Source organism: Natrinema salaciae (assembly GCF_900110865.1).
GTDB lineage: Archaea > Halobacteriota > Halobacteria > Halobacteriales > Natrialbaceae > Natrinema > Natrinema salaciae.
Genome location: NZ_FOFD01000003.1, coordinates 555,827 through 581,691, shown reverse-complemented (window position 1 = coordinate 581,691; position 25,865 = coordinate 555,827). Strand labels below are relative to the sequence as shown.

The 25,865-nt window shown below is 64.3% G+C and carries 22 protein-coding genes, 2 tRNA genes and 2 pseudogenes; 10 read left to right on the top strand and 16 right to left on the bottom strand.

Annotated features, from left to right (window positions below):
* Positions 1–31: 31 nt before the first annotated feature.
* Together BMX07_RS12185 and BMX07_RS25125 are read right to left on the bottom strand one after the other, a co-directional pair.
* Positions 32–370 (bottom strand): annotated as a pseudogene (locus BMX07_RS12185) (NusA-like transcription termination signal-binding factor); the annotation flags it as partial.
* Positions 362–496, bottom strand: a pseudogene (locus tag BMX07_RS25125) (DNA-directed RNA polymerase subunit A''); the annotation flags it as partial. The pseudogenes BMX07_RS12185 and BMX07_RS25125, both read right to left, overlap by 9 nt.
* Positions 497–712: 216 nt before the next feature.
* On the opposite strand from BMX07_RS25125, the gene BMX07_RS12180 reads away from it, so the two are divergent.
* On the top strand, positions 713–1,429 hold the full coding sequence (locus BMX07_RS12180; RefSeq protein WP_139210872.1) for a hypothetical protein: 717 nt from the start codon (positions 713–715) through the stop codon (positions 1,427–1,429).
* Positions 1,430–1,757: 328 nt separating this feature from the next.
* Here BMX07_RS12180 and BMX07_RS12175 read toward each other — a convergent pair whose 3' ends face one another.
* From BMX07_RS12175 to BMX07_RS12150, 6 genes are read right to left on the bottom strand one after another with little or no spacing between them, the layout of a single operon-like run.
* Positions 1,758–2,183: a NusA-like transcription termination signal-binding factor gene (locus tag BMX07_RS12175; RefSeq protein WP_090618130.1), complete on the bottom strand. Its 426-nt coding sequence runs from the start codon at positions 2,181–2,183 to the stop codon at positions 1,758–1,760.
* A gap of 3 nt (positions 2,184–2,186) precedes the next feature.
* Positions 2,187–3,380, bottom strand: a complete 1,194-nt coding sequence (gene rpoA2 / locus BMX07_RS12170; protein WP_090618128.1) for a DNA-directed RNA polymerase subunit A'' — start codon at positions 3,378–3,380, stop codon at positions 2,187–2,189.
* On the bottom strand, positions 3,373–6,300 hold the full coding sequence (locus tag BMX07_RS12165) for a DNA-directed RNA polymerase subunit A' (RefSeq protein WP_090618126.1): 2,928 nt from the start codon (positions 6,298–6,300) through the stop codon (positions 3,373–3,375). Before BMX07_RS12165 ends, rpoA2 begins: the two co-directional genes overlap by 8 nt.
* Positions 6,301–6,303: 3 nt before the next feature.
* Positions 6,304–8,133, bottom strand: a complete 1,830-nt coding sequence (gene rpoB, locus BMX07_RS12160) for a DNA-directed RNA polymerase subunit B (protein ID WP_090618124.1) — start codon at positions 8,131–8,133, stop codon at positions 6,304–6,306.
* A gap of 6 nt (positions 8,134–8,139) precedes the next feature.
* On the bottom strand, positions 8,140–9,720 hold the full coding sequence (locus BMX07_RS12155; protein WP_090618122.1) for a DNA-directed RNA polymerase subunit B'': 1,581 nt from the start codon (positions 9,718–9,720) through the stop codon (positions 8,140–8,142).
* Positions 9,721–9,948 carry a DNA-directed RNA polymerase subunit H gene (locus BMX07_RS12150; protein ID WP_090618120.1) on the bottom strand — a complete coding sequence of 76 codons (228 nt, stop codon included), beginning with the start codon at positions 9,946–9,948 and terminating at the stop codon, positions 9,721–9,723. It abuts the gene before it with no gap.
* Between the two features lie 315 nt (positions 9,949–10,263).
* Between BMX07_RS12150 and BMX07_RS12145 the strand changes: the two genes are divergently transcribed.
* The 4 genes from BMX07_RS12145 (at position 10,264) to BMX07_RS12130 (ending at position 14,092) form a co-directional block, all read left to right on the top strand.
* Positions 10,264–10,336 (top strand) — tRNA-Asp (locus BMX07_RS12145).
* A 265-nt stretch (positions 10,337–10,601) separates the two neighbouring features.
* Positions 10,602–10,674: transfer RNA gene (locus BMX07_RS12140), tRNA-Asp, on the top strand.
* A 558-nt stretch (positions 10,675–11,232) separates the two neighbouring features.
* On the top strand, positions 11,233–11,643 hold the full coding sequence (locus BMX07_RS12135) for a group I intron-associated PD-(D/E)XK endonuclease (protein ID WP_090618443.1): 411 nt from the start codon (positions 11,233–11,235) through the stop codon (positions 11,641–11,643).
* 226 nt (positions 11,644–11,869) lie between these two features.
* Positions 11,870–14,092, top strand: coding sequence for a bacterio-opsin activator domain-containing protein (locus tag BMX07_RS12130; protein WP_090618118.1), 2,223 nt, complete (start codon positions 11,870–11,872; stop codon positions 14,090–14,092).
* A gap of 650 nt (positions 14,093–14,742) precedes the next feature.
* Here the strand turns inward: BMX07_RS12130 and BMX07_RS12125 are convergent.
* From BMX07_RS12125 to BMX07_RS12105, 5 genes are all read right to left on the bottom strand, one after another.
* A complete protein-coding gene (locus BMX07_RS12125) occupies positions 14,743–15,513 on the bottom strand; it encodes a protein-L-isoaspartate O-methyltransferase family protein (protein WP_090618116.1) in 771 nt (256 codons plus the stop codon).
* 53 nt (positions 15,514–15,566) lie between these two features.
* On the bottom strand, positions 15,567–16,196 hold the full coding sequence (locus BMX07_RS12120) for a protein-L-isoaspartate(D-aspartate) O-methyltransferase (protein ID WP_090618114.1): 630 nt from the start codon (positions 16,194–16,196) through the stop codon (positions 15,567–15,569).
* 88 nt (positions 16,197–16,284) lie between these two features.
* Complete coding sequence (locus BMX07_RS12115) at positions 16,285–16,938, bottom strand: HVO_0476 family zinc finger protein (RefSeq protein ID WP_090618112.1); 654 nt, start codon at positions 16,936–16,938, stop codon at positions 16,285–16,287.
* A 55-nt stretch (positions 16,939–16,993) separates the two neighbouring features.
* Positions 16,994–17,575, bottom strand: coding sequence for an LURP-one-related/scramblase family protein (locus BMX07_RS12110; RefSeq protein ID WP_090618110.1), 582 nt, complete (start codon positions 17,573–17,575; stop codon positions 16,994–16,996).
* A gap of 126 nt (positions 17,576–17,701) precedes the next feature.
* On the bottom strand, positions 17,702–18,658 hold the full coding sequence (locus BMX07_RS12105) for an aminopeptidase (protein WP_090618108.1): 957 nt from the start codon (positions 18,656–18,658) through the stop codon (positions 17,702–17,704).
* 226 nt (positions 18,659–18,884) lie between these two features.
* Here BMX07_RS12105 and BMX07_RS12100 point away from each other — a divergent pair, with 226 nt between their 5' ends.
* Both BMX07_RS12100 and BMX07_RS12095 read left to right on the top strand, forming a co-directional pair.
* On the top strand, positions 18,885–19,898 hold the full coding sequence (locus BMX07_RS12100) for a type II glyceraldehyde-3-phosphate dehydrogenase (RefSeq protein ID WP_090618106.1): 1,014 nt from the start codon (positions 18,885–18,887) through the stop codon (positions 19,896–19,898).
* A 146-nt stretch (positions 19,899–20,044) separates the two neighbouring features.
* On the top strand, positions 20,045–20,446 hold the full coding sequence (locus tag BMX07_RS12095; protein WP_090618104.1) for an Hsp20/alpha crystallin family protein: 402 nt from the start codon (positions 20,045–20,047) through the stop codon (positions 20,444–20,446).
* Between the two features lie 34 nt (positions 20,447–20,480).
* On the opposite strand, the gene BMX07_RS12090 is transcribed toward BMX07_RS12095, so the two are convergent.
* The 3 genes from BMX07_RS12090 to BMX07_RS12080 all read right to left on the bottom strand — a co-directional run bounded on the left by BMX07_RS12090 (position 20,481) and on the right by BMX07_RS12080 (position 22,479).
* Positions 20,481–21,353 (bottom strand): ATP-grasp domain-containing protein, encoded by an 873-nt coding sequence (locus BMX07_RS12090; RefSeq protein ID WP_090618102.1) that lies wholly within the window; start codon positions 21,351–21,353, stop codon positions 20,481–20,483.
* Between the two features lie 249 nt (positions 21,354–21,602).
* On the bottom strand, positions 21,603–22,133 hold the full coding sequence (locus BMX07_RS12085; protein ID WP_090618100.1) for a 50S ribosomal protein L16: 531 nt from the start codon (positions 22,131–22,133) through the stop codon (positions 21,603–21,605).
* 112 nt (positions 22,134–22,245) lie between these two features.
* Complete coding sequence (locus BMX07_RS12080) at positions 22,246–22,479, bottom strand: helix-turn-helix domain-containing protein (protein WP_090618098.1); 234 nt, start codon at positions 22,477–22,479, stop codon at positions 22,246–22,248.
* 263 nt (positions 22,480–22,742) lie between these two features.
* On the opposite strand from BMX07_RS12080, the gene BMX07_RS12075 reads away from it, so the two are divergent.
* From BMX07_RS12075 to BMX07_RS12065, 3 genes are all read left to right on the top strand, one after another.
* Positions 22,743–23,918, top strand: a complete 1,176-nt coding sequence (locus BMX07_RS12075) for a CBS domain-containing protein (RefSeq protein ID WP_090618442.1) — start codon at positions 22,743–22,745, stop codon at positions 23,916–23,918.
* 75 nt (positions 23,919–23,993) lie between these two features.
* Positions 23,994–25,022, top strand: coding sequence for an ABC transporter ATP-binding protein (locus BMX07_RS12070; protein WP_090618441.1), 1,029 nt, complete (start codon positions 23,994–23,996; stop codon positions 25,020–25,022).
* Complete coding sequence (locus BMX07_RS12065) at positions 25,022–25,825, top strand: ABC transporter permease (protein WP_090618096.1); 804 nt, start codon at positions 25,022–25,024, stop codon at positions 25,823–25,825. Before BMX07_RS12070 ends, BMX07_RS12065 begins: the two co-directional genes overlap by 1 nt.
* The last annotated feature ends 40 nt before the right edge of the window (positions 25,826–25,865 follow it).

Below are 25,865 nucleotides of genomic sequence, written 5' to 3'. Positions count from 1 at the left end.
CGGATCTCGAGCGATCGACCCGCGGTCGCCGTCAGAGCAGTTGGATGTCGTCGATCCCGAAGTGCCGCTCCGCGAGGGTGCGAGCGGCGTCGATCGTTCGCCCGTTCGCCCCGATCGCGACGCCGCGGTCGTCTTCGGCGACCTCCACGTACGCGACGGTGTCGTCGTTCTCGCTGATCGTGACGTTGTACACCGCCGGTGCGAGGACGTTCGTGACGAACGTTTCGGGATCGTCTGCGTCTTCGACGAGCCGAATCGGTTTCCCGACCCGCTACTCGTAGCGCTTCACGGTGCGCCCGCCGTGACCGATCGCCGCACTCATCTGCCCGCTCGAGATGACGAGGAGCCGTTCGTCTGCGCCGTCGGCGTCCTCGACGGTCGCGCCGCCGCGATCCTCGAGGGTTTCGTAGACCTTGTCCTTGAGCTGCCGGGGCAGATCGGTATCCTCGACGACTGCGATCATGTCGTCGCCGACGTCGTAGTCGACGTTAGTAATTGGAGGCCACCTCCGAGCCCTCGAACAGGCGATTGTTCGCGTGCTCCGAAAGATTCGTCGGCTCGGTTGTCGTCCCGAGGGAACTATCTTTGGCCACTTCGGAGTTGAACTCCGAGGCGAGGACGCGGTCGACGGTGTCCAAGGCGGACCACCCACGGAACTTCCACCCATTACCATTGAAAACATTTATAGGAAATAATACAGTAGTATGCAATTATGCCCAGCAATGAAGATAGGCGGCAAGATCAGGGCGTCGCTCAGGAAAGTGTGTCACGACGGCAGGTGCTCGGCAGCGTCGGCGCGGGCGCCTCGACAATTGGAGGCATGAGCGGGTCGGCGTTCGCTGACAGCGGGAAAGCACGAGCGGACGACAATCGCATCAAACAACTCGAGCGGAAGCGGTCGGAGTTTCAGTCCGCCGAGGCGGTCGAGAAAATTGCTCGGTCCCGGGCGCGGCCGTTGGTGACCGAACTCGTCGAACGCGGGTTGATCCAAACCGATCAGCCCGGATCGGTGATCCCGACCGAGCCCGTGCCGATGGAACGGTACGTCGAAACCGACGAAGGAGTCGTCGTCACCGCGGAAGTCACGGAGGAAGGGGACAGTGCCCGCGTCCAGTTCAAGACGGAAATCGAGGGGACCCAGTTGCTCGTCGCCGTACTCCCACACCAAGACAGGCAGTACGCCGTCATCGGAGAGGGCAAGGACTCGGTCATCGCCGACCAAGACAGGAGCGGAGACTTCACCACGCAATCCTGCGTTGTCGGCAGCGTTTGTTACTGGAGACCCGGGTTCAATACCGCGGAACGAGAACTACACTGCTGTTACGGTTCGCAGGGGGAGCCATCGTCCTGCTACTGGGGGAGCTGGGGGAGGGGGGGCTGTCACCCGTCAAGCGATGGCCCCTGCTGCGAGTTCTGCGACTGGTGTTGAGGGTCGTCGAACGTCCCCGCGTCGCGACGGGGCCGAGATCATTACTAACCCGGTTCGGTGATCGCGTCAGTCCCTACTCGCCGGGAGCTCCGCCCCGAGCGCGCCCCTTGTGGGCCTCGTGAACCCACGCGAGTGCGAGAACGAACGAGTCGTAGACGTCGTGATTCTTCTCCGCGCTGATCCCGTAGGCATTCAGGAGGACCGCGTCGGTGGCGGCGACGATGCGACAGGATTCTTGAGTAGGGATCGAACCACCTTGCGTGCCTCGATAGGCCGGGTTGATTCTTCGTCGCGGCTCCCGCCGCCGAACCGCGACTGATCCGAATAATCAGATAAGTTGGATGTCGTCGATCCCGAAGTGCCGCTCCGCGAGGGTGCGAGCGGCGTCGATCGTTCGCCCGTTCGCCCCGATCGCGACGCCGCGGTCGTCTTCGGCGACCTCCACGTACGCGACGGTGTCGTCGTTCTCGCTGATCGTGACGTTGTACACCGCCGCCGGCGCGAACACGTTCGCGACGAACGCCTCGGGATCGTCCGCGGCTTCGACGAGACGAACCCGAGCGTCGACTCGATCCTCGAACCGCTGGACCGTCCGGCCGCCGGGGCCGATTGCCTCGCTCATACCGTCTGATTCGACGACGATCAGGAGGCTGTCACCGTCCTCCGTGACGAGACAGTCCCGACCGTCCACGCCCGTCACGTCCTCGAACGCGGCGAGATACTGACGGGCGTCGTCGTCGAGGGTAACGCCCATCGATCAGTCGGCCTGACTGCTGCCGGAGGTGGTCGATCCCATCCGGAGATCGACGTCGCCGGTGCCGAGCTTGATTGGCTTGCCGACGATGACGTTCTCCGTCACGCCGTCCAGGTCGTCGATCTCGCCGTGGATCGCCGCGTTGAGCAGGTGGTTGACCGTCACCTCGAACGCCGCACGGGCGAGGACGGACTCCTTCGAGCCCGAGATGCCGTGGCGACCGATCGACTCGATCTCGCCGCGGTTGGTCATGATGTCCGCGACGAGCATCAGGTGTCGGACGTTCACGTCGTCGAGCCCCTGTTCGGCCAGGGTATTGTTCGTCTCCTCGATGATCGCCTCGCGGGCGGCCTCGATGCCGAGGTTGCGGTGGATCTCGTGGATGTTGTTACACGTCGTCCGCGAGGCGTCGACGCCCTCGATCTCGAGGACGTCGCCGAAGGCCGACCCCTCGGTGTAGAGGACGAACTCCTCGCCGTCCTCGAGTTCCTCCCGTCGGATGACGACCCGCGAGATGTCCTCGATCCCCTTGAAGGTGATATCCCGCAGCTCCTCGACCAGCTGGAGGAGGTCCCGATACGAGGGCTCCTCGGGGCCGAACTCGATCTGGGTGCCTTGCTGAACCGTGCTCACGCCCAGCGAGTCCTCGATGATCTCGGCGACTTCCTCGGCCGTGATCATCCGTTCGTTGAGCGTGTCCTCGTTGAGCGCGATCTGGACGCGCATGTCCGCGACGTTCGTCGACACGTCACCCAGCGCGAGGATCTTGGTGGCCTCGATCTTCCAGACGACCTCGTGGGCCCGCTCGCGCTCGGTGGCGTACTCGCCCTCGAGGTAGACGGTCATCATCGGCGTGTCCGGGGTCTTCCGCGCGTCGACCAGTTCGATCAGCCGCGGCAGCCCCTGGGTCACGTCGATCTCCGCGACGCCGGCGTAGTGGAACGTGTTCATCGTCAGCTGCGTCCCGGGCTCGCCGATCGACTGCGCCGAAACCGTCCCGACCGGGTCGAGCGGATCGACGCGCGTGTCGAGATACCGGGTCTCGACGGCCTTCGCGAGTTCGTCGGCCTCCTCGACCGTCGCGCCGTCGCGGGCCTCGAGCGTCTCGTAGACCTCGTTTTTGAGCCGTCGGGGCAGGTCGGTGTCCTCGACGACCGCAATCGTGTCGTCGTCGACGTCGTAGGCGACCTCAGTCATCGGAGCTCACCTCCGTGCCCTCGGCGAGGCGATCGTCGGCGTGTTCGGAGAGGTTCGTCGGCCGCGGCCTGGAGCCGAGGAACTCCTCGCGCTCCTCCTCGGATTCGAACTCCGAGTCGAGTACGCGGCTGGCGATGTGTTCGACGTCGATGGTGTTCTCGTCGCCGGAGGAGACCTTGACCGGCGAGGTCCCGTCTTCACCGAACTCGAACTGAACGATCGTGTCCGACGTGTCACGGACCGTCCCGTCGTACTGGGTCTCGAGCTCCGAGAGGGCGTTGATCAGCCGGCGCTGCAGGTAGCCGGACTTGGAGGTCCGGACCGCAGTGTCGACCAGGCCCTCGCGGCCGCCCATCGCGTGGAAGAAGAACTCCCGGGGCGTGAGCCCGCTCGTGTAGGAGTTCTCGACGAACCCGTGTGCCTCCGCCGAGAGGTCGTTTGGCTCGTAGTGAGAGAGCGTTCGGTCCTCGTACCCGCGGTTGATCCGCTCGCCGCGAACCGCCTGCTGGCCGACCGCACCGGCCATCTGTGTCAGGTTGAGCATCGACCCACGGGCACCGGAGTTGGCCATGACGACGGCCGGGTTCTCGTCCGAGAAGTGCTCGTCGGCGATGTTCCCCGCGTTGTCACGCGCTCGGCTCAGCGTCTGCATGATCTTCATCTCGAGGGTCTCGTCGATCGTCCGACCGGGGAGACTCTCGAGTTCGTTGCGCTCGTAGGCCTCGATCAGCTCTTCGACGCGGTCGTTGGCGTCGTCGATCGTCTCGTCGATGCGGGACTGGGCTTCCTCGGGGATGGTCTCGTCGTCGATCCCGATCGAGAACCCGAAGTGCATGATCGCACGCATCGCCAGCGTCGAGACCTCGTTGATGAAGATCCGAGCGCGGGTGTTGCCGTAGACTTTCGTGATCGTGTCGACGATCTCGCCGCCGAACTCGCCGACCTCGTCCTCGGCGATGGTTCCCTGAAGCAACTGGCCGTCCTCGATGACGACCTCGTCGCCGACGGTGCCCGTGAACTCGAGGTCGAGATCGTCGGGCAGCAGTTCGGAGAAGACGTCGTACCCGGTCCAGAACGGCGTGCCCTCGTCGTCGACGCCGCTGGGCTCGGGCAGTTCGTCGATCCGGGTCGCACGGAGCAGGTCCAGCGCCTGGGTCTCGTTGAAGCGGGGGTTGTCGTGGGTCAGGAGGTACATCCCGGAGATGTGGTCCTGAATGGCCCCGATGATGTTCTCACCGAACCGCGGCGAGAGGATCTGCTCCTGTACGCGCATGAGGACGCGGGCCTCGGCGCGGGCCTCCTCGTTTTGCAGCGCGTGCATGTTCATTTCGTCGCCGTCGAAGTCGGCGTTGTACGGCGGACAGACGACGGTGTTCAGCCGGAACGTCTTGTACGGCATGACCACGACCTCGTGGGCCATGATCGACATCCGGTGGAGCGACGGCTGGCGGTTGAAGATGACGATGTCGCCGTCGATCATGTGGCGGTTGACCTCCCACCCGGGTTCGACCTTCTCGGCGAGTTGCTCGCAGTTCTTCTCGGTCACCTTCAGCCGGCGGCCGTCCGGTCGCCGGACGTAGTTCGCGCCGGGATGGCCCTCGGGACCGTTCGAGACGAACCGGCGGGCGTCCTGGAGATTGCGCTCGGTGACGTTCATCGTCTGGGTCATCTCCTTCGCGACGCGATCCGGGACGCCGACCTCGTTCAGGGAGAGGGTCGGGTCGGGCGAGATGACGGTCCGGGCCGAGAAGTTTACGCGCTTCCCGGAGAGCGACCCCCGGAAGCGCCCCTCCTTGCCCTTCAGCCGCTGGGAGAGGGTCTTGAGCGGGCGACCGGAGCGGTGTCGCGCCGGCGGGGTGCCCGAAATCTCGTTGTCCATGAACGTCGTCACGTGGTACTGGAGCAGCTCCCAGAGGTCCTCGATGATCAGCTGGGGCGCGCCGGCCTCGCGGTTCTCCATGAACCGCTGGTTGATCCGGATGATGTCCACCAGCTTGTGCGTGAGGTCGTCCTCGGAGCGCTGACCGTTGTCCAGCGTGATCGACGGCCGCGCGGTGACCGGCGGTACCGGGAGGACGGTGAGGATCATCCACTCGGGACGCGACCGTTCGGGATTGATCCCCAGCACTTCGATGTCCTCGTCCGGAATGTTCTCGAACCAGTCCCGGATGTCGCTGGGCATCAGCTTGTTCGTGTCCTCCTCGGTCAGGTCGATGTCCAGTGCCTTCTCGATGGCCTTGCGCTGGCTCTCGCGCGGGCGGAAGGAACCGGACAGGATCTCGTTGACTCGAGTCAGTTCGATCTCGGTCTCCTCGGCGAGCTCGTCCGGCGTCGTTCGTTCGACGCCAGCCTCCTCGTCGCCTTGCATCGCACCGGCGATGCGCTGGGAGTACTCGCTGGTCAGTACCTGCTGGACCTCGTAGTAGGTCGTCGGCTTCTCGTGGTCGATGTCGTACTGGATTTCGCCACAGAACGGACACCGATCCTTCTTGCGAGCCTGCCGGATCGCGGCCTTGGTCACGTCGTTCAGGTCCCGGCTCAGCTTTCGGGATTCGTCGAGCTGGTCACGGAACTCGTCTCGCTCGTCCTCGGTGAGGAGCAGTTTCGAACACTCCCGACAGGTCCCGCGCAGGAGCCGCCGGATGAGCTTCGTGAAGCCGACGTGGATCACGGGTGCGGCCAGTTCGATGTGGCCGAAGTGGCCGTTACACGACCCCGAGTGTTTGCCGCAGGTCTTGCACTCGAGGCCGGGGTCGATCACGCCGAGTCGCGGATCCATCAGCCCCATGTCGATGGGGAACCCGTCGTCGTCGTAGGTGTCGGCCGTGATGATCTTCGTCGCGCTCATCTCCCGGTACTCCTCGGGCTCCATGAGCCCGAATGAGAGCGAACCGATGTCTTTGGGTGTCGTATCTTGCATGGTTTAGACGGCGTCTTCGAGTTCGAGTCGCGGTGCGATACCCAGCGCTTTCATCTCGTCTAACAGGAGCTTGAACGCGTAACTCATCTCGATCTCGTGGATATCGGTCTCCTCGTCGCAGTTCGGGCAGTAGACACGCCGCTGTTCGACGTTTTCGACCGCGCTCATCCCGCAGTTCGCACAGATATGGATGAACTCGCGGTCGGACTCGTCCAAGAGGCGTTCCTTCAGCGTCATCGCAGCCCCGTGGCCGATGAACACGTCGCGTTCCATCTCCCCGATACGCAGCCCGCCCTCGCGGGCGCGTCCCTCCGTCGGCTGACGGGTCAGCACCTGCACCGGCCCGCGCGAGCGGGCGTGCAGCTTGTTCGAGACCATGTGGTAGAGCTTCTGGTAGAAAATCACGCCGACGAAGATCTCTGCATCGATCTTCTCGCCGGAGATCCCGGAGTACATGGTCTCTTTCCCGGCGGAGTTGAAGCCGGCGTCCTCGAGCCCCTCGCGGAGCGCGTCCTTGTCCTCGCCGAGGAACGGCGTCCCGTCGACGCGTCGGCCCTCCATCGCGCCGAGCTTGCCGCCGATCATCTCGAGAATGTGGCCGACGGTCATCCGCGACGGCAGGGCGTGGGGGTTGAGCACGAGGTCGGGGACGACGCCGCCCTCGGTGAAGGGCATGTCTTCCTGTGGTGCGAGGTGGCCGACGACCCCCTTCTGGCCGTGTCGCGACGCGAACTTGTCCCCGAGTTCCGGGATCCGCTCGTCGCGGACCGAGACCTTCGAGAGCTTCGAGCCGTCCTCACCCTCCATGAGGGTGACGGTGTCGACGATCCCGGACTCGCCCGAGCGCATGGTGACGGAGGTCTCCCGTCGCTTCTGGGGCGAGAGCCCGCCCATGTCGTCGGGTTCCTCGAGGAATCGCGGCGGCGAGGTCTTCCCGAGCAGGACGGAGTTCTCGTCGACCGTCGTCTCCGGGTTCACGAGGCCGTCCTCGTCGAGGTGGGCGTAGGCCTCCTCGCCGCGGGCACCGCGGACGTCCTGCGAGGGAATCTCGAAGCGGTCTTCCTGCCCGCCGGGGTAGCGCCGTTCCTCGCCCTCGTAGGTCCGGAAGAAGTGCGACCGTGCGAGCGCGCGTTCGACGCTGGCCTTGTTCATGACCAGCGCGTCCTCGATGTTGAACCCCTCGTAGCTCATCACGGCGACGACGAAGTTCTGCGCCGCCGGGCGCTCGTCGTAGCCGATCTGTTCGGTCGTCTGCGTCTTCACCATCGAGAGCTGCGGGTAGTGCAGCAGGTGCTGGCGCGTGTCCGGCCGGATCCGGTAGTTGGCGCTCGGCAGCCCGAGCGACTGCTTGATCATCCCTGCGCCCATCGTAATGCGGGGCGAGGCATTGTGCTCGGGGTACGGAATCATCCCCGCACCGATCGAGAAGATCAGCGACGGGTCGATCTCGAGGTGGGTGTGTTTCTCCGTGAGATCGTCTTCGTCGACGCCGACGAGGATGTCCTCTTCCTCCTCGGCGTCGATGAACTCGATGTAGCCGTGATCGACGAGGTCCTCGAACTCGAGGTCGCCGTCTTTGAGCGCCTCGATCTCCTGGTCGGAGATGCGGGGCTCGCCGTCCTCGACGACCAGTAGCGGTCGGCGGGCGCGGCCGGCGTCGGCGTTGACGATCACTTCGCGGGTGCGATCTTTCACCGAGACGTTGACCATCTCGGAGACGTCACCGATGCGTCGCGCTTCGCGGATCTGTTCGGCCAGTTCGTGCGGATCGGGATGCGTCCCCACCAGCGACCCGTTGACGTAGACTTTCGCCTCTCGTTGTTGACTGCTCATGATTGATTAGTCGTCCCCTGATGCGGTCGTCCGTTCGATACCCTCGAGGCCGGGAATGCCCTCGACCCCCATCGACGCCAGTTCGCGTTTGAGTTCCTGTTCGTCCTCGACGTTCTGGGAGAGCTCCATCGACTGCGCGAAGTTCTTCACCAGCCCACAGTTCGGGCCCTCCGGCGTCTCGGAGGGGCCGATGCGACCCCACTGGGTCGCGTGCAGGTCCCGCGCTTCGAAGTGGGGCTGCGAGCGCGAGAGCGGACTCCGAAGCCGGCGCAGGTGCGAGAGAACGCCCATGAAGTCGGTCCGGTCGACCAGCTGACTCACGCCGGAGCGGCCGCCGACCCAGTTGCCCGTCGCGATCGGGTGCTCGAGTCGCTCGGTCAGGACGTCCGATCGGACGACCGTGTTGACCGAGAGCTGCCGGTTGCGCATGTTCGCGCGCTCGAGCTGGTACTTGACGTCCCGGGCCAGTTTGTTCAGCGCGGTCCGGAACAGGTCTTTCATCAGGTCGCCGCTGACCTTGAGCCGCTTGTTCGCGTAGTGGTCCTTGTCGTCCGACTCGCGGCGTCCGAGCGCGAGTTCGAAACAGGCCTCGGCCATCCGACAGAGGTAGTGAGCCTTGTTGATCCGGACGTCTTCTTCCTCGACGCCGTCCTCGTGGAGGTGCGGCAGGAGGTAGCGATCGATGACGTAATTCGCGCGCTTGAGCTGGTAGTTTTTCCCCTGGCCCGAGGCGACGCGTTTCCCGAGTTCCTCGATGGCTTCTTCCTCGGTCTGGACCTCCGCTTCCTCCAGATTCTCCAGCATGTACTTGACGACCTCGGGATCGTTCGAGACCTTGTGGACGATCTCCTCGTCCGATTCGAGGCCCAGCGCACGCACGAGCGTCACGAAGTTGATCGATCCCGACACCGAGGGGAACGAGACCTCGAGTAGCCCGTCGCGCGTTCGTTCACACAGCACCAGCGCGCGGTAGCCGCGGCGCTGCGAGAAGGTCTTGGCGACCTGAATCTCGTCGCCGTACTTGGTGTCGTACTCCGCGAGGATCTTGTTGGGCGCGAGGTCCTCGCTGGTCATCAGCACCCGCTCGGAGCCGTTGACGATGAAATAGCCGCCGGGGTCGGCGGGGTCCTCGCCGATCTCGATCAGTTCCTCGTCGGAGAAGCCGGCGATGTTACACTTTTCGGAGCCGACCATGATCGGCATCCGACCGATCTTCGTTTCGGTCGAGTCGACGACCCGCTGGTCGCCCTCCTCGCCCTTGACGATGGACATCTCCATGAAGACCGGCGCGGAGTAGGTGATGTTGCGAAGGCGAGCCTCCTGTGGGTAGAGCAGTTCCTCGGAGCCGTCGGCCTCTCGAACGCGGGGCGTGACGACGCGGACGTCGCCCAGTTCGACGTGGACCGGCTCCTCGCCTTCCTTGTCGCCGATGTCCGTGTCGATCGTCGCCTTCTCGTCGACGACCTCCTGCATCCCCCGGTTGAGGAAGGCGTTGAACGAGCGGTAGTGGTGTTCGGCGATCCGTCCCTTCGAGAAATATTCGCGCGAAATCTCTCGCCGTTCGTCGCGGTCGAGTTCCATTGCCATTTATTCCACCACAAGTCGATATACGATTGATTGATCGGTTGTACGCGAATCGCGGACGATTTTGATGACGTCGCCGATTTCCGCCTCGTCCGGCAAGGCGGGGTCGTTGCGCTTGATCTTCGGCAAATCTGTACGATCGATGTTGTATTCCTCGAGCACCTCCTCGAGGTCGTCCTCCTCGAGGAGCGTATGCTCCGGAACCAGTTCGTGTTGGCTTACGTCTACCATGTGTTGAGTTGGGTGTGCATGTCGGCTATCGGGAGAGAAGCGGCTGTCACGAGATACTACAGGTAGCTACCGGCGGGAGGCATTTAACGGTTACTAACTCGAGGCACAAGCAGGGCTACCCGGCCGGGCGAACCTGACCGGAACCGTCGATCACACTCGAGAGTATCCGGTTATCAGTTATATTCCTTGTGGAGCGTGGGACCGTGTGGCACGGGGGGGCGCGGGCTCGAGGCGGCAGCCGTGGCGGGATTGACCGTACCACACGGTCATCGATTGAAAAGCCTTAATACCGTAACCCGGCAACGATGAGTCGGAGCCCGGGTGGTGTAGTGGCCCATCATACGACCCTGTCACGGTCGTGACGCGGGTTCAAATCCCGCCTCGGGCGCTTTTCCGACTTCAACTCTCACGAGCCGTCAGCACGTTGATCGCGAGTATTCTGAGACCGGAAAACGAACACGTAGAATTTGAACACGAACAGTCACACGCCCGGAACGGCCGAGAGGAGCGAGCCCGTACTCAGTGTGGATCCTTCGGTTGAGATTCGAATAGCGGTATCCGGGTACGAGCGGATCGTTTTGTCACTGAGAAACGAGAACGAACAGGGAACAAAACCCTTAATACGTAGACGGGGAAACGAACGGTTGCAGGTTGCCCGGGTGGTGTAGTGGCCCATCATACGACCCTGTCACGGTCGTGACGCGGGTTCAAATCCCGCCTCGGGCGCTTTTTCGTAATGTAGTTGCGTGAGTTGCGGGCCTGTTCTGTTGCAGCCATCCGAAAGGCGTCTCATTCCGCTGAAACACGTGCTATGCCGTTTTAACTGTAATTGAGGGCGCTAAGCCCCCCTTCCTCAGCGAGCGAAGCGAGCAGGGAGGGGATACAGCGCCCGCACGTCTTGTTTCCGTGTGAATCAGCATCCTTACTACCCGGCAGTCGAAGAGGGTAGTAAGATGCTCACCACGCTTCCGGCGTTGTTCAAACGCGACAAAAAGCGTGCATCGTCGGTTGTGGCCGAGTGTCGATTCGGGAGGAGTGGGACACTCCGAACCGCCGATAAAGGGAAATCGCCTGCGGAGTCTGGAACCGATGTGGGACTTGTTCCTGCAAGTTCCGACACAGAAACAGGAAACTCCGTCCTCAACAAGCGAGGGCCGGGTAGGCCCGAGCGCGGTAGGGCGGAGTAGTTCACACGGTCTCACCGCTGATCCTGCGGAATACCTCTCTGCGTGTAAATGATCGGCCGTTATATTAATATCGCCTATGATTTGAACGATGATCGCGATGAATACCAAACAAATAGGGGACGAAACCGAAGCACGGATCATCGCAACGCTCGTCGGAGAGGGATACTCCGTCTCGATTCCGTTCGGAGACAATGACAGATACGATCTCGTCTTGGATACGGATGATCAATTACTGCGGGTCCAGTGTAAAACCGGATGGATCGAGAGCGATGTTGTTCGATTTAAAACCGCCAGTAAAACGACTTCCAACGGAGACGTGACGATGGACGACTATGACGGCGAGATCGATGCGTTTGCCGTTCGCTGTAAGGATAATGGTGAACTCTATTGGGTGCCGGTTGAGGATGCCGGGAAGAAAAGCACATACCTACGATTGACCGAACCGAAGATCGATCATCCAAGCGTCAATCTCGCCGAGACGTATCGGCTTACCGATCAACTCCCGTAGTTTGTATCGACTATAACAGAGTTAGTCGTCACAGTGAGCGTTGGAATTACCTCTTCGACCTATACGGGATTTCGCTGTCTGGAGTTGCTATCGCAACCGTCCAACGGAGTCGCGTCAGCTAGCTCGCTACCCTAATATATTAGTACTCCCGCGATACCCGGTTATGTGAACCGACGGTCACAGCAGTAGTCGTCTCTGACGACGGCACGTCGGCATCGGTGGAACTATGGCACAACCGATCACCGTACTCGTCGTCGATAACGAGCCCGGATTCGCCGATCTCGCGGGAGAAATGCTCGAGCGCGAACGCGACTCGATCGTCGCCGTCTCGGCGAGAAACGGGACCGAGGCGCTCGACGTCCTCGAGCGTCGCGAGGTCGACTGTATCGTTAGCGATTACGAGATGCCGGGGATGAACGGCCTCGAACTGCTCGAGCGCGTTCGCGAGGGTGATCCCGATCTTCCCTTTATCCTGTTTACGGGGCGGGGTTCGGAGGAGATCGCGAGCGAAGCGATCGCCGCGGGCGTGACCCAGTACCTCCAGAAGGAGTCCGGCAAAAAGCAGTACGCGTTGCTGGCGAATCAGGTCACGAACGCCGTCGCCCAGTACCGGACCGAGACCGAACTTCGGGAGAGCGAACGCCGGTACGAGCGGACGCTGACGACGTTACACGAAACGACGCGGGAGCTGATGCGAGCCGAGACCAAAGACGAGATCTATCGGTCGGCGGTCGAGACCGCGAGCGAGATCCTCGACGTGGCAGTCGCCGTCGCCTACGCGTTCGAGCCGACGGCCGGCAGCCTCGAGCGCGCGGCGTCGACGCAGCAGTCACCCGAACTGGGCGATCCGGCGGCGACCTTCGAGCGGGGCGAAGGACTGGTCTGGGAGGTGTTCTCGGAGGGCGAGAGCGCCTATTACGAGGACGTGACGCGCGAGGACGGCGAGAGGGTCGAGTCGCCTCGAGGGGACGGCGACGGCGAGGCGCAACGCACCTCGAGCAATACGAGCGGGCAGGGCCCGCAAGCGGACGCCATCGACGGCGTCGAGACTGCGACTGCCGCGAGCCGGAGCGAGTTGATCGTTCCGCTCGGGACCCACGGCGTGTTGGTCGCACGCTCCGAGAACGTCGACGGGTTCGACGAGACGATGACCGAGCTGTTGCACATCCTGGCGGCCAACACCGAGGCCGCACTGGATCGGGCCGAGCGGGAGCAGTTGCTTCGGGACCACGACCGAACGCTCACGCAGCAAAACGAGGAACTGACGCGACTCAACCACACGAACGAGATCGTCCGCGAGATCAACCACGGTATCGCACAGGCCTCGACGCGCGCGGCCATCGAGGAGACGGTGTGCGATCGCCTCGCCGAGACCGATCGGTACCGCTTCGCCTGGATCGCCACGAGCGACGACGAGCCGCCGTCGCCGACAGCCTGGAGCGGGATCGACGCGGCTTACATCGATACGATCCGCGACGACGGCGAGCGTGCACCCGAACTCGCGCTGGTCCGCGATATCCTCGAGTCGGGACGGGTGCGGACGATCCCCGACGTCCTCGAGGCAGACGCGTGGAACTCGCGGCGCAAGGAGGCGTTGACCTACGGCTATCAGACGGTACTCGGCGTGCCGCTGGTCGCCGACGAGCGCCGGTACGGTGTGCTCGTCGTCCACATCGCGGGAGCCGATTCGGTCGGCGAGAGCGAGCGGGAGGTGCTGGCCGAACTCGGGGAGACGACCGGCCACGCGATCCGATCGGTCGAGCGGACGCGGGCGATGTTAACCGATAGCCGGCTCGAACTCGAGCTCGACGTGGCGGATTCGCGGCTGTTGCTCAATCGGCTCTCGAATCACGTCGCGGCAGCGGACCCGGTCACGCTCGAGGGCGTCATCGATCGCGACGAGGATGGGATCGTCCTGTTCGTGAGCGCGCCCTCGACGGCTTCGCTGGCCGAACTCGAGGCAGAGTGGGCATCGATCGAAACGCTTTCGGTCGTCTCCGAGGGCGACGACGAGACGCTGTTCGAACTGACGGTCGCGTCGACGCCCTTCCTCGACATCCTGCAGACCTACGACGTGCAGGTACGAATGGCGACTGCCGAGGACGGCGAATCGACGGTCGTGCTCGAGGTTCCGCAGCGAGTCGAGACACGATCGCTAGTCGAGGCGATCGGAGAGGCGTATCCCGAGACGGAACTGGTAGCCAAACGGGAGACGACGCACACCCGGTCGGCGCGCCAGCTCGATACCCATCTCGCGGAGCGACTTACCGACAAGCAGTTCGAGGCGCTGCAGGCCGCCCACTACAGCGGGTTCTTCGAGTGGCCACGAGAGAGCACCGGTGAGGACCTCGCGGACGCGCTCGACGTGTCGCCACCGACGTATCACTACCACCTCCGCGCGGCCGAACGGAAACTCGTTACCGTCGTGTTCGAGGGAGATTCTAGTTAATTAGTATGGTGATTACGGACTATCCGGATAGTTAGAAAGTATCCTTACATCCTGCCAGTTCGTACCCCCAGGTGGCGATCTGAGAGCAACTGTCGCCACCCCCGATCCCCCACCCCCTTTCCGAACTGATAATCGTCAGCGGGAGCGCTCTCGTCCGCCGGAGTCGATCAATTTTCGCTCGAGACCGTGTTCGCGAGGGCGTTCCGCCGGTCGAAATGAGCGGCACAACCGGTTACGGGACACTCGCAGTTCACAGTCGCGACTGTAGCGACCGCCCGATCCAGTTACTACTCGATATTCTACTCGACCATTATTTGGTTCGGTACTAATCAATTAGAGATATGATTCGAGCCATACTAAAGAATTAGAGAATATATTTAACCCCCATCGGTTCGTATCCACAGTTGGCGATCGCAGACAGACTGTCGCCACCCCCCACCCCCTTTCCCCCACTTTCCTACACCGCCGAAGAGACATCCACCGACGGAACCGGTCTCGACCCGTTCTCCCATCGAGAGCCGACGGATCGGCAGCTTCCACGGCATCGGTCGCGTTTCGGGGCGGCCCGACCGAAAGCTGGCTGCCGATACCGAAGGTGAAGACGGAGACGGAGACAGAACCCGCTCGAAATCGAACGGACGGCGGTTCCGCTAGCGGGATCGACCTCGACGGGATTGCCCGTCGCTCGGTTTCTCCCACTCGATCCAGTCTTGCTCCCAGCCGCGACGTGATTCGGCTCGTCGCTGCGCCCGCTCGCGGTCCTCCCGCGTCGTTCGGTTTCGTTCGACTGCCCCCGACTGCTCGCCCTCGACCAGTAGCGGGTCGAAGGAAACGGGACCGAACCGATCGCGGTCCCCGGTAGCGGAGACGACCTCGAGCCGCTGTCGCTGCGTCCCACGCGGGAGAACCAGACGGCCGTCCGCCGTCAACTGCTCGAGCAACGCGCGAGGCGGATCGGCGGCAGCGGCCTCGAGCAGAATCCGATCGAACGGCGCGTACTCGGGGAGCCCGTTCGTGCCGTCGCGGCGGTCGACGAGGACGCCGTCGTACCCCGCTTCGGCGAGGTTCCCTCGTGCCTCGACGACCAGCGGGCGGGAGATATCGACGGCGTGGACGTTGGTCTCGCCGACGAGTTCGGCGGCCACCGCAGCCGTATAGCCGACGCCGGCACCGACGATCAGCACGGTCTCGTCGCCCTCGAGTGCGAGCGCCTGGAGGAGACGGGCGACCGTGCTGGGCGCGAGAACCCGCGTCCCGAGGGCGTCGTGGTCGCGGTCGGCGTAGGCCGTCCGTTCGTCGTCGACGAACGCGTGTCGAGGGACGTCTCGCATCGCGATGGCGACGTCGTCGTCCGCGAGCACGTTCCGCGGCGCGGATTCGAGGCCGTCGACCATATCCTCTCGCAGTACCGCGGGGTCCATACGCCAGCTATCGGACCGGCCGTAATCAATGGCGCGCTTGCGCGGCCGGTCGCCTAGCCGCGCATCTCGACGAACCGAACGCCGCCGTGCTCGGTCCGCTCGAGCGAGCCGTCCGCCCGTTTCGTCGCTCGGACGAGCGTTTGACGGCCGCTCCCGATCGGGGCGAGCAATCGACCACCGACTCGGAGTTGTTCGACGACGGGGTCCGGGAGGTCGGCAGCCGCACAGGTGACGTACGCCGCACCGTAGGGCGCGTACTCGGGCCATCCGCGGCGACCGTCGCCGACGCGGACAGAGACGCCGTCGTAGCCGAGCGCCGCGAGCCGATCGCGGGCCCGTTCGGCGAGCGCCTCGCTGTACTCGACGGTAGAGACGTTCTCGTCGCCGACCAGTTCGGCCGTGACGGCCGCGTGATAGCCGCAGCCGGTCCCGACCTCGAGGACCTCGGTCCCGGGCTCGGCCTCAAGCAGGTCGGCCATGATCGCGACCATGTGCGGGGCGCTGATCGTCTGTCCGTCGCCGATCGGGAGCGGACGGTCGGCGTAGGCGCTGCCCCGACGGTCCGGCGGGACGAACTCGTGGCGCGGAACCGATTCGAGGGCCTCGAGGACGCGGTCGTCGTCCACACGCGGCGCGACGGTCTCGACCATCCGTCGGCGGCGGGCCTCGTAGCTGTCTGACATCGCTCGAGACGAATACGCGCTGGAGAACCGTATGCGTCCGGGTAGCGAGTACCGGGCGTCGGCGGCGTCGGGGTCGCGGTCGACCGCCTTACCAGGCCGACCAGGCGCTACTCGTTTCGTCGTAGGCGTAGACGCGCTTGATGTCCTTCGCGAAGGCGGTATCGCCGTTCTCCTCGAAGCGGTCTCGGCGGTAGCCCGCGGCGTCCTTGCGGACGACGAAGGCGTCGATCTCGAACTCGTCGTCGCCGAACGACTCGACCGCGCCGACCTCGAACTCGTAGTCGCCGGGGACGTGGACCGTGATACTACGGCTGTCGTCTCGCGAACCGTCCTGCGGATGGACGGTGACGTTGACCGCCACGTTGTCGACCTCGCGGGTCCAGACGGTCTCGATCGCCTCGGCGGGAGCCTCCTCGACTCGCCGCTGGCCGTCGAGTTCGACGCTCGTCACGCGAACGGTCGAGAGCACTTCCTCGGTCTCGAGGATGAACTCGTCGCCGACCTCGACGGGCTCGTCTTCGGGTGCGGTGACGTTCGCCGTGAACGACTCGCCGCCCTGCGAAACGACTACGTCGAGCGTGACTTCACGCTCGCGGTCGGGCTGAATCTTGTGGACGTGGCTGCACTCGCTGCATCGGACGGTGAGGGTGCCGCCGCCTTCCGTGAGCACCTCGTGGACCGTCTCGAGGTCCGGGGAGCACGAAGGACAGGGCGTCGGAACCCGATCCGGAATTTCGCTCATAGCCCACCGTAACGGCTACGTCCGTAAAAGGCGATTGAACCGGTCGTCGGGCCGGCTAGTTCCCCTGAATCGCGTCGATGACCATCGCCGCGGCCACGACGGGCTCTTTCGGGACGGAACTGGCGTCGTCGATGGTGATCTCGTAGCGGTCCCGCAGCGAGAACTGGCCATCTATCGAGCCGACGTGAGCGCCCGACTGGTCGGTGATCTCGTACCTGTGCGGGATCCACCCGCCGAACGGAACGATGTTCCGGGCCAGCGTCACCATCGCACCTCGAGAGTTGATCTCGGCCAGTTTCGCCTCGGTGGTCGCGTCGCGAATCTTCCACGTGTCCTGCAGCAGCGAGTAGTCGTTGTCCAGGATAACCAGATCCGCACCGGTCTCGGCGTCCGAGAGCACGTAGTTCCCGGCGATGTCGGTGATCCCCCCGGCTTTCACCGTGAACACCTCGTTCCCGTCGGCGTCGACGAAGGGGAACTCCTCCTTCATCTTCAGCATCTTCTGTTTCCCCCGGAGAACGACGTTCCCGTCCGGATCGAGCGCCCGGTACTTGTTCCGAACGAAACCCTGTTCGACCGTGTAACGGTCGTCAGTCAACTCGATCCCCCGAATATCGTACCCCTGTGTCTCGTCCATCGGGCAGAACTCACACTAGCGATACTTCAAACCACTAGGTTCTCACACGACTGCCGAAGATTTAATTCGACGCCGGCGAGCGATTTTCGCTCGAGCGGCCGTCGAGAGAGACGAACGGGCGGTCGATCAGGAGTCGCCCGCGACCGGGAGGTCGACCGGTTCGCCGTCGGCGAAGACCGTCGGCTCCCGAACGATTCCGTCGAGGTGGATCGGTGCCTCCGTGTCGCCGCCGATCCCCGCGTTATCTCCGATCGCGATGTGAACGGTCCCCCCGGCTTTCTCGTCGAGCAACACCGAGCCGACGAGTTCGGTGACGGCGACGTTCGTCCCGATACCGAGTTCGGCGAGGTTGTACGCGGCGTCGCCCACGTCTTCGGCCGCGCCCTCGACCGTCGCGCGGATCTCGTCGTCCGAGATGTGGGTGACAAGCCCGTCTTCGACCTCGAACGTGAGCCGGTGGCCGTCCTCGAGCAGCCCGTGGGGGCGCATCGTCCCGTCGACGACGAACGTGCCGTCCGCAGTCGTCGGGCTGATGAACACTTCGCCGGCCGGGAGGTTCGACATCTCACCGGGTTCGTGAACGATGCCGGTGTCCGCGAGCCACGCCCGGCCCTCGACGCCAAAGGTGATGTCGGTCCCGGCGTCGGTCGTGACGCGGATCTCGTCGGCGTCGGCGACCTGTTCCCGGACGGCCTCGCAGTGGGCCGCGATCGATTCGTAATCGGCGTCCAGCCCCGCGGTGAAGACGTCCTCGGTGATCCCCGGCAGCGTCGCGACCCGCGCGCCGGCCTCGTTGGCCTCGGTCCGGGCGCGAGTGTGGCTCAGGCTCTTGGTCGTCGGCGCGAGCACCACGTCGGCTCCGGCCATCGCCGCCGCAACCGGTGCCGGTGGTTCGCTGCCGTGGGTCTCCCCCGGCGGGTACCGAACGATCACGGCGTCGTCGCTGATCTCGCTCGCCACCTCGTAGAGCGCCTCCCCGATCGGTTCGCGCTCGTCGTCGGTGACGATCGCACACGACTCCTCTGCCTCGAGATTCAGACACTGGCGGACCGCCGTCTCCGCCGCTGCTCGAAGTGCTGCCATACGTTCGTGTGTGGGCAGCGGGCCGATATGTCTTGCCTTCGGTCACGAACCGGGTCTCGGTCGGGCTCGCCGCGGGTCTCGCTCGAGGGGAGAGCGAACGAACGTGACCGACGATGAACGACCGATCGAAACCGGCACCGAGAGGGATCGAGAACTCCGGTTCGAGTAAAAATCGCTTGATAGTCCTCGAAACGATTATCCCCCTCGGTGGTCCACTCCCGAGCACATGCAACAGGTCGCGATCAACGGTTACGGCACGATCGGCAAGCGCGTCGCGGACGCCGTCCGACAGCAGCCCGACATGGAGGTACTGGGCGTCGCGAAGACGCGTCCGAACTTCGAGGCCGAGACGGCGATCGACAAGGGGTTTCCGCTCTACGCGGCCGTCGAAGAGCGCGCGGAACTGTTCGCCGAGGCCGGCCTCGACATCGCGGGACCGGTCGAGGAGCTCGTGGCCGACGCCGACGTCGTCGTCGACGCCACGCCGTCGGGGATCGGCGCACAGAACAAGGCCCTCTACGAGGAGTACGACACGCCCGCGCTCTATCAGGGCGGCGAGGACGCCGACCTCGCCGACGTGAGCTTCAACGCGCGCTCGAACTTCGAGGACGCCGTCGACGCCGACCACGTGCGCGTCGTCTCCTGTAACACGACCGGGCTCTCTCGAGTTATCGCGCCGCTCCGGGAGGCCTACGGCGTCGAGAAGGTCCGCGCGACGCTCGTCCGTCGGGGCGGCGACCCCGGGCAGACCTCCCGCGGTCCGATCAACGACATCCTCCCGAACCCGGTGACGATTCCGTCCCACCACGGGCCCGACGTCGAGACCATCTTCCCCGACCTGGACATCGACACGCTCGGGATGAAGGTGCCCGCGACGCTGATGCACATGCACAGCCTGAACGTCACGCTCGAGGAGGCGGTCGACGACGCGGCCGTCCGCGACCTGTTCGCCGACGAGTCGCGCCTGTTCCTGATCCCCGAACGGATGAACATCGACGGCAGCGGCAAACTCAAGGAGTACGCCCTCGACGCGGGTCGGCCACGCGGCGACGTCTGGGAGAACTGCATCTGGGAGGAGTCGATCTCGACCGTCGGCGACGACCTCTACCTCTTCCAGGGCATCCATCAGGAGAGCGACGTGGTACCGGAGAACGTCGACGCCGTCCGCGCCGTGACCGGTGTCGCCGACGCCGACGAGAGCATCGAGACGACCGACGAATCGCTCGGAATCGGGCTGTAACGCGCGTCTCGAGGCGGCGACCGCGCCTCGAGGCGGCTCGAGGGACCGGCCGTCCCGCGTCGGGCTTCCCGCGACGGGCGACGACGCCGTCCCGATCGTATAGCAACGACAGAAAGTTTTTGCCACGTCGTACCCTAGAGATCCACATGCGCCGAGACGACCGCGACGAACCCTTCGACGACCTGTTCCGTGAGATCGAACGAATGATGAACGAGATGATGAACGGCGCCAACGCCAACGTCGATTTCGACTCCTCGAGCAACGTCGACAACGGGTTCGGCATGGACACACACGTCGACATCCACGAGACCGACGACGAGGTGCGCGTCGTCGCAGACCTTCCGGGCGTCGAGAAGGACAACATCGAACTCGAGTGCGACGGCAAGACCCTGACGATCTCCGCCGAGAGCGAGCACCGCCAGTACGACGAGCGCGTCTCCCTCCCGACTCGCGTCAACGAACACACCGCATCCGCGACCTACAACAACGGCGTCCTCGAGGTCGTCTTCGATCGCGCCGAACAGTCCTCGGACATCAGTCTCGAGTAAGCGGGCAGTCGCGGTCGGAGCGTTTTGCCGGTCGCTATTCTCGGTCGGCAGCGCGCCGTATCGCGGCCGCGAGTCGGTCGTAGAACGCCGGCTCGTACTTCGTCTCCTCGTCGATGGTCGGCCGCGCGTTCGTCTCGTTGATCACCAGTTTCTCCCCCGTCTCGAGCAGATCGACGCCCAGGAACGGAATCTCGAGTTCGGCGGCGACCGATTCGGCGAGGTCGCGCCACGGCTCGGGGAGGTCGACGCCGGTCGCCGTCGCGCCGCGGTGGACGTTGTGTTTCCACTGCCCCTCGGCGATCGCCTCGTCGGGGAGTCGGCGTTCGACCGCGCCGACGTACTCCCCTTCGAGCACCATCACGCGGTAGTCGACGGCGTCGGGGAGGTACTCCTGGACGAGAAAGGACTGGTCGCCAGTCGCCCGGTAGTCGTGGACCAGCGAGAGGTAGTCGCAGATCCCCAGAAACGAGTCCAGATCGTGGGCTTTCGCGACGCCGACGCCCCGCGTCGTCGAGTTCGGCTTGACGACGACCGGCGGCTCGAATCGGTCGAAGACGTCGGTCAACTCGTCCTCACTGACATCGTTAGAGACATAGACCGTTCTCGGGACCGGCAGATCCGCTCGTCCGAGCCGCGCCAGCACCTCGGCCTTGTTCCGCGACGTCAGCACCGTCTCGTGGTCGTTGAGCCACGGGAGCTCGAGCAGGGCGTCGGCGACCCCACCTTCCATGAGCCGACCCGGGTAGACGAACCCCACGTCGTACTCGTCGGGACCCCACGGCGGGTCGTCGAGCGCGATCGTTCGCTCGCGCACGGGTACGTGGTGAACCTGTATTCCCCGCTCGGCTAGCGGCTCCCCCATCCGCTCGAACGTCTCCTTGTCGTTCGCGACGGCGAGATCGATCATACGCGGTACTCGGGAGGAGAGCGGCAAAAAGGTGCTCGAGACGGTGATCCGAAATCGAACTGCAGTGGCCGGGAGTGTGTCTCGAGCACCGCGAGAGACACACGACTCGGGGGAGGGCAGGACGTCACCGCTACCGACCGCGAGCGAGGCCGCAGGCCGAGCGAGCGGGCCGACGAGCGACGTGAACGAGCGACTGCGCGGCGCTGTGCGCCGCTCAGGAGTGAGAGAACGGAGGGAGGAGTGCTTTCGTTATGCGATCAGCTGTTCCTCGCCGCGCTCGACGACGACGCGACACGGCGGCGAGATCTTGTTGTAGGAACGCCGAAGCGCGTCCTTGGCGAACTCGGCGTCGTCGACGTCACACCAGATGGTGAAGATGCGCTCCCCGGCGCCGATGCGAGCCGCGGTGCCGACGATCTTCCCGAACGCCTGGCGCATCCCGTCAGAGACACGGTCCGCACCCGCGCCCGTCGCCTGCTTGTTCTCCCGGATGACGTGGTGGGGGAACTTGCGCAGGATCATCTTGTAGTTGTTCTCGCCGGCGTTTTTCAGCATGTGGCGGTTGGCCGACAGGCGCGAGGCCTCGAGCGAGCCGTGGCGAATCTGGACTTCCTCTTCCGTGATGAGGCTGATCTGGACGGGGTAGTCGTCGGGGTCCGCCGAGACGTCGCCCATCTTGTGCTGTGCGATCTTCGAACCCGGAATTCCAGTAATGTATTCGCGGCGCGTGTAGGCCGGCTTACTGATCTCCCGGTACATGGAGGCAGGCTTGTCTGACATGGTTGTGGTTACTTACGAAAACGGAAGCCCACCGCGCGGATAAAGGCTTCGAAGCGCCGCCTCGGGGCGGGTCCGCAATCACCGGCCTCGTGCGGGCCGATTCCGGCGAAACTCAGTTCGCGGGCGCGTATCCCGAGTCGGTCCGCTCGATCAGTCCGGCGCTCGAGAGCGAGGAGAGAACGCTCAGAACGCCCAGTTTCTGCATGTTGAGGGTCTCACTGAGATCCGTGGCCGTCGCCCCGCCGGTCGCCTCGAGCGTGAGGTAGACGAGTTTGCTCTGGGCGGAGTCGAGTTCGGTCGGAAGGGGGTCGATTCGATCGGTCGTCTGCGCGCCTTTCATCAGCATACCAACACTAACCACGAGCTTCCGTATAAACCTATGGTGCAGTAGGTATATAGACGCTAGTAGATATTATTGTGTACATATGCCACTATTTGTGGAGGGAAGCGGCCGACGGCGGCCGAACCAGGATCGAAGCCGACCCGAGCGAGAACGAAATCGAGACCGGGGCCGGTGACGGATCGGTGGCGTGACGACGGACGAACGAATCTCCACTCGACCCGCTATCCGGCGGCGTATTTAAGGTTCCGCCGCCGAAATCAATGGCCATGAGGAGCTTTCGGATCGGATCCCTGTTCGGGATTCCGATCAAACTCGATCTGACGTTCCTGCTGGTGCTCCCGTTGTTCGCGTACCTCATCGGGACACAGATCGAGGACGTCGCGACGTTACTGAACGACGGACTAGCGGCGGGGATCGATATCGGGGCGATTAGCGGAGGGGTGACGCCGCTGTTACTCGGGCTGGCTGCGGCAGTCGGTCTGTTCGTCGGCGTCGTCCTCCACGAACTGGGCCACTCGCTGACCGCCCAGCGGTACGGCTTTCCGATCGATTCGATCACGCTCTGGCTGTTCGGCGGCATCGCCGCCTTCTCCGAGATGCCCGAGGACTGGCGACAGGAACTCAACATCGCCGTCGCCGGGCCAATCGTCAGTATTCTGGTAGGCGCAGGCTCCTACGCCCTCTTTCTCGTGACGCCCGAGAGTCTCAGCGGCGTCCGGTTCGTCCTCGGCTACCTCGCCGTCCTGAACGTTGCGCTCGCGTTCTTCAACATGCTTCCCGCGTTCCCGATGGACGGCGGGCGGGTGCTGCGAGCGTTGCTCGCTCGCAGTCAACCCTACGCGAAGGCGACCCAGCAGGCCGCCAGCGTCGGCAAACTGTTCGCGGTCGTGATGGGACTGTTCGGCCTCTTTTCGGTCAACATCATCCTCATCGGCGTCGCCTTCTTCGTCTACATCGCCGCCTCGAGCGAGGCCCAGCAGGTGACGATGAAGGCGGCCTTCCAGGACGTCACCGTCGGCGACATCATGACGCCGGCCGAGGACCTCCACACCGTCGATCCCGAGACGACGGTCGCCGAGTTGATCCAGCGGATGTTCACCGAACGCCACACCGGGTATCCCGTCGTCGACAACGACGCGTTCGAGGGGGACCGGCTGATCGGCCTCGTAACGCTGACCGACGCCCGCGAGGTCGATCCGGTCGAGCGCGACGCCTACATCGTCGAAGAGGTGATGACGACGGACCTGCAGACGATCGAACCCGATTCGGACGCGATGACGGCGATCGAACGGATGCGGGAACACGACATCGGTCGGCTCCTGGTCGTCGACGACGGCGATCTCGTGGGGCTGATCTCGCGAACCGACGTGATGACCGCCTTCGACATCGTCCAGCAGAGCGGTGCGATCACCCCCGCGGGCCGACCACGAACGGCGGACTGAGGCCGGTGCGAACGGGGTCCCAGCGTGGTTCCCCGAACAAACGGTTTAACCGTGGTCGGGGCCGACACTGCACCGATGCCACCGGCCATCGAGACCGTCGATCTCGTGAAGGAGTACGGAGAGCTGCGTGCCCTGCAGGAGCTCTCGCTCACCGTCGAGGAGGGCGAGTTCTTCGGTCTGCTCGGCCCCAACGGTGCGGGGAAGACGACGTTCATCAACACGCTAGTCGGACTGGTCCGCAAGTCCGGCGGGGAGGCCCGCGTCTTCGGTTACGACGTCGAGGACGACTACCGGCAGGCCCGCGACGCGATCGGGCTCGCGCCACAGGAGTTCAACGTCGACCGGTTCTTTTCCATTCGCGAAGTGTTGAAGCACAAGGCCGGCTACCACGGCGTTCCCGAAAGTGAAGCCGCCGACCGGGCCGACGAGGTCCTCAAGCGCGTCGGAATCTACGACAAGCGCGACGAGCGCTTCGACTGGCTCTCCGGCGGGATGAAACGACGGCTCCTGCTCGCTCGAGCCCTCGTCACCGAACCCGACCTCCTGATCCTGGACGAGCCGACCGCCGGCGTCGACGTCCAGCTCCGCCACGATCTGTGGGAGCTCGTAACCGAACTCAACGACGAGGGGACGACGATCCTCCTGACGACCCACTACATCGAGGAAGCCGAACGCCTCTGTGACCGCGTCGCGATCATGAACGAGGGTCGGAAGGTGACCGTCGCGACCCCGGACGAACTGAAACAGCGCGGCACCGACACCATCGCCGTCGGACTCGAGTCGACACCCGACGGCGCGCCCGAACTCGGCGCGTACGCACACGAAACGACGGTGTCGGGCGACCGCCTCGAGGTCCGCGTCGACGACGGCGGCTCGACCGCACCGCGACTGCTCAACGATCTCGAGGCGATGGGCCACGAGATCGCCGACCTCGAGATCACGCGGACCTCGCTCGAGGAGATCTTCGTCGACCTGACGAGGAGCGAGGACCGGACCGTGACCCGGTCCGGGACCGAAAGCGGAGAGGACACCGGCGATGACGGCAGTGAGGTGGACGCACCGTCGACGCCCGAGCGGGAGCGAGAACAAGAGGGGGTCGCCTGATGCTGTCGGTCGGCTTCCGCGCGCTCTTCCGCCGTGAGATACTTCGGTTCGTCCGCCGGCCGAAGAACACGTTCATGCCGCCGGCGATCACGAACGTCCTCTACTTCGCCGTCTTCGGGGTGATCCTCGGCGGCCGGATCGACGAGATCGCGGGCTATCCCTATATCCTCTTCATCGTGCCCGGCCTCATCGTGCTCGGTGCGATCTCCAACGCCTTCGAGAACGCCTCGTTCTCGATCTTCCACGGCAGATGGAACGAGTACATCCACGAGACGCTGACCTCGCCGCTATCCTACGTCGAGATGGTCGTCGCCTACGTCGGTGCCAGCGCGGTGCGGGGCCTCGTCGTCGGCGTCATCATCGCCGCCGTCGGCCGGGTGTTCGTTCCGATCGGTATCGAGCACGGCCTCTACCTCGTGGCCACGATGGTCGTCATCACGTCGCTGTTCGCCGGCTTCGGCATCATCGGCGGGCTCATCGCCAGGGATTTCGACGATCTGACCGTGATGAACCAGTTCATCCTCCGGCCGCTGGTGTTCTTCGGCGCGGTCTTCTACTCGCTCCAGACGTTCGGCCACGCCTGGCAGGTGACCCTCTCGCTGGTGAACCCGATGGTCTACATGGTCGACAGCGTCCGGTACGGACTACTCGGGCACTCGGATCTGGTCGCGATCGGGATCTTGCCCGCACCCTACACCGACTTCGCGCCGCTGGTCTCGCTCGGCGTGCTCGCGGCGGGGACCGTCCTCGTCCTGGCGATCGACGTCTACCTGTTCAAAATCGGATACGGGCTGACGGACTGAGTCCTGCGCCGGCGCTCGCGCCGTATCGGATTCTCGCGGC